Origin of the sequence: Candidatus Pelagibacter communis, assembly GCF_001180025.1 — a bacterium.
GTDB classification, from domain to species: Bacteria; Pseudomonadota; Alphaproteobacteria; order Pelagibacterales; family Pelagibacteraceae; genus Pelagibacter; species Pelagibacter ubique_A.
On the sequence record NZ_CVSK01000049.1, the window covers coordinates 1 to 3,991 of the forward strand.

The window sequence follows — 3,991 nt, forward strand, 5'->3', positions numbered from 1 at the left end:
GATGTAGCTAAAGGTTTTGGAGGTGGTGCGGACTTTGTAATGCTTGGAGGTATGCTTGCAGGACATGATGAGGGAAATGGTAAAATTGTTAAAGTCAATGGAGAAAAATATATAGAGTTTTATGGATCTAGTTCTGAAGTTGCTAATAAAAAACACTATGGTGGACTATCAGATTATCGAAGTAGTGAAGGAAGAAAAGTAAGAGTAAAATATAGAGGTAAAATAAACGATACTATTTTAAATATTCTTGGAGGTGTGAGAAGTAGTTGTACTTATGTTGGAGCACCTTCACTTAAACAATTAAGTAAATGTACAACGTTCGTTAGAGTATCCAATCAATTTAATGATAGTTTAATTAAATAATTTTTTTAAAACTTAAAATCTTTTATATTTGTAGTTTCGTATTTCTCAAAAGGCATGTGTATCCAAGGAGAGTCTTTTAAATAATCTACAGAATAATCAGGTTTAAATTTTGAAGTTGATTTATGCCATAAAACTGCGGTTTTAATTTTTTCATCAAAATAAAAACCATAAAAATGTTCTAACCATTTAATACTTTTTATTAAAGTTTTTCCAGAATCAGCTAAATCATCAACTAACAAAACATGTGAACCTAAATTTGGAGTAGTTTTTGCTAAATCTCTTGAAAAAGTAAACTGTCCTTGTTGATTTTTTATATCGTCACTATCGCCATGGTAAGACTCGACAGATAAAATGGCTAAAGGGACATTAAAAAGTCTACTAAAAATATCTCCAACCCTTAATCCACCTTTTGCAATACAAATTATTTGATTAAATTTTAAATTATCATCATGAATTTTTTTAGCTAATTGCTCTATCTTTTTATGATAATCTTCCCAAGTTATATAAATATCTTTCATAATTTTTGGTAGCGGGAAGTGGGATCGAACCACTGACCTCGGGCTTATGAGTCCCGCGCTCTAACCAACTGAGCTACCCCGCCATAATTGATAGATGGTTTATAATACAAATCTTTATTGTTTCAATAAACTTTTTAAATCAAATTCTAAACTAAATAATAAAATAAATAGCTAACGAACTAACTAAACTAGCTAAAATAATTGAAAAAATTATTCTTTTTTTTAAAGTTCTTTTTTGATCTAATCGAACTCTATTTAGCAAAATATTTACATTAGTAGTTTTAATCTTATCTACTTCTAAACCTTTATTTGTAGCAATATCAGTATTAAATAATGAATTGTCTTGATCGATTTTTTTCACAGTTAATTTAACCAGCTAATTAACTTAAATACAATAAAATTAAAATTAACTAAATTTTTCTAAAATCTTTTGTATTTAGAGGTTTTGAAAGAATTTCGATCGGATATTTGATCTTCTCTACTTCTATGAACAAATTTTTATCTTTAAGTGTATCTATTGTGTTTCCTGAATTAACATAGCCAAATGATAAATTTTTATCAAAGCAGAATGAATAATTTCCTGAGGTTGTTCTTCCAATAATTTTATCATCTAAATAAATAGGCTCTTCATGTAACAACAAGGGTTGGCCTGGTTTACTATCTTTTAATGTAAACATCATCATTGTCTTTACTGAGGGTTTGTCCTTAATTTTTAACAATGCGTCTTTACCTATAAAATTAATATTTTTTTTGTAACTAATAGTAAAATTTAAACCTGCTTGATATTGATTTTCTTCTGGAGAAATGTCATGGCCCCAATGTAAAAAACCACTTTCCATTCTCATTATATCCATTGCATGCATGCCGCAATGAGATAAGCCAAAGTTTTTGCCTTCATTATTTAAAATTTTATATAAATCCAAAGCATAGTTTTTATTTACATATAATTCAAAGCCAAGCTCACCAACATAAGATATTCTTTGTGCCCAAACTTTTATATTCTCAATCAATACATTTTTTCCTGATCCAAATTGAAAATTTTTTGGTGAATAATCTTCATCACTAATCTTTTGAATCATATCTCTACTTTTAGGACCAAACAAACCAAGACAACAAATATCTTCTGTAACATCAGAAAATTTAACATCCTCAGATAAATATTTTAAAATGTGAAATTTATCTCTTTCTCTTGTAGCAGCTGAACTTACTATTCTAAAATAATTTTTATCTATACAAACAACAGTTACATCTGTTTCTATCCCACCGTCCTCATTTAGCATGTGTGTATAAGTAGTTTTTCCAATTTCATTTTTAATGTTAGCTGTACAAATTTTTTGTAATTCACTATGAGTTTTTTCACCTTTTAGGTCAAATTTAGAAAAAGTTGAAAAATCGAAAAGTCCTACATTCATTCTAGCATTTATTGTTTCATGTTTTGCAGATGGGTACCAATTTTGATAGTTAAAACTATATTCATATTTTGGTTCTTCACCGTTTAAAGAGTACCACATAGGTCTTTCAAAACCTCCTGTAACACCAAAACACGCACCAGCTTTTTTTAGTTGCTCGTGATAAGGTAATAATTTTTCATTTCTTGAAGTTTCGTGTTGTTTATAAGGCCAATGCATCCCATAAAGATCTCCTAGGGTTTCAGTAACTCTATCCATGATAAATTTTTTAGATGAATGAAACTTCTGAAATCTTTTTATATCTAGAGAAAATAAATCTTCATTTATATGACCGTTAATCATCCATTCCGCAGTTACTCTTCCTGCTCCTCCAGAGCTTGCTATTCCAATACTGTTAAATCCACAACATGTATAAAGATTTTTTACTTCTGGTGTTTCTCCAAGTAAATACTGAGTATCAGGTGTAAAAGACTCTGGGCCTGAAAAAAATTTTCTTATACCTACATTTTCTAACATTGGAAGTCTATGAAAAGATTTTTCAAGATATGGTTCGAAATGATCAAAATCATCTGGAAATTCTCCAAATGAAAAATCATCAGGAACTCTTCCACTTTCTTTAAAAGCAGGTTTTGCATTAGGTTCAAAAATTCCTACCAACATTTTTCCAGCATCTTCTTTTAAATATAGACAGGCATTGTAATCTCTTAAAACAGGTAAATCTTTAGGTAGATCTTTCATTGGTTCTGTAATCACATAGAAGTGCTCATTAGGATATAGCGGAACACTAACACCAATATCCTCTCCAATTTGTCGAGACCACATTCCTGTAGCTAAAACTACATATTCGCAATCAATTTTTCCTTGAGAAGTTTCAACACCACATATTCGTTTATTTTTTAATAAAATTTTTTTTACTGGTATGTTCTCAAATATTTGAACACCCAACATTTTAGCTGCTTTAGCCAATACATTGGTAACTCCAACAGGATCTGCCTGACCATCTTTAGGCATATAAACGCCACCTACTAGATCGTCGTTTTTTACTACTGGATATAATTCTTTTATTCTTTCTTTGTTTAATACTTCTACCTCAACATTAGAAAGTTGTGCAGTTGTAGCTTGCCTTAACAACTCCTGCATTCTTTCTTTGGAAGAAGCTACTGTTATTGCTCCATTCTGTTTAAGACCAGTTGATAAACCTGTTGTTTTTTCTAGCTCTTTGTAAAGATCTAAAGAATATTTTCTTAATTTAGTTATAGTAGAAGTAGCTCCTAATTGACCTATTAATCCTGCAGCATGCCAAGTTGTACCAGATGTTAATTGATCTCTTTCTAATAAAACAACATCTTTCCAGCCAAATTTAGCTAAATGATAAGCGCAAGAAGCGCCAGCAACGCCACCCCCTATTACAACTACCTTTGCGCTTGAAGGATAGTTTTTTTCCATTTCTAATGTTTGATAGCTTCTCCAGGTTCTACGAAATTATGTCCAAATACATCAGCAACAGCTTTGTATGTTACTTGACCTTTATGAACATTTAACCCTGCTAAAAAGTTTTTATCGTCACTTAATGCTTTTTGATATCCTTTGTTAGCTAGTTTAACTAAAAAAGGTAAGGTTGCATTATTCAATGCCAATGTAGATGTTCTAGGTACACCACCTGGCATATTTGCTACACAGTAATGAACTACGTCATCAACT

The 3,991-nt window shown here is 30.4% G+C and carries 4 protein-coding genes, 1 tRNA gene and 1 pseudogene; 1 reads left to right on the forward strand and 5 read right to left on the reverse strand.

Annotation, left to right across the window (positions count from 1 at the left end; genetic code table 11):
* Window positions 1-363 (forward strand): IMP dehydrogenase (locus tag AMN83_RS02760; RefSeq protein WP_179850410.1); only part of this gene is annotated, 363 nt, incomplete at its 5' end.
* A 5-nt stretch (window positions 364-368) separates the two neighbouring features.
* On the opposite strand, the gene AMN83_RS02765 is transcribed toward AMN83_RS02760, so the two are convergent.
* The 5 genes and pseudogenes from AMN83_RS02765 to AMN83_RS02785 form a co-directional block, all read right to left on the reverse strand.
* On the reverse strand, window positions 369-881 hold the full coding sequence (locus AMN83_RS02765; protein ID WP_075504180.1) for a phosphoribosyltransferase: 513 nt from the start codon (window positions 879-881) through the stop codon (window positions 369-371).
* A gap of 6 nt (window positions 882-887) precedes the next feature.
* A tRNA-Met gene (locus AMN83_RS02770) sits at window positions 888-964 on the reverse strand.
* A 68-nt stretch (window positions 965-1,032) separates the two neighbouring features.
* Entirely contained in the window at window positions 1,033-1,242 is a 210-nt protein-coding gene (locus AMN83_RS02775) for a hypothetical protein (protein WP_075504181.1), read from the reverse strand.
* Between the two features lie 49 nt (window positions 1,243-1,291).
* On the reverse strand, window positions 1,292-3,736 hold the full coding sequence (locus AMN83_RS02780; protein ID WP_075504182.1) for a GcvT family protein: 2,445 nt from the start codon (window positions 3,734-3,736) through the stop codon (window positions 1,292-1,294).
* A 2-nt stretch (window positions 3,737-3,738) separates the two neighbouring features.
* Window positions 3,739-3,991 (reverse strand): annotated as a pseudogene (locus AMN83_RS02785) (alanine dehydrogenase); the annotation flags it as partial.

Coding starts and splice junctions, on each gene's coding strand:
- AMN83_RS02765 (WP_075504180.1), bottom strand. CDS start 881: ATGAAAGATATTTATATAACTTGGGAAGATTATCATAAAAAGATAGAG.
- AMN83_RS02780 (WP_075504182.1), bottom strand. CDS start 3,736: ATGGAAAAAAACTATCCTTCAAGCGCAAAGGTAGTTGTAATAGGGGGT.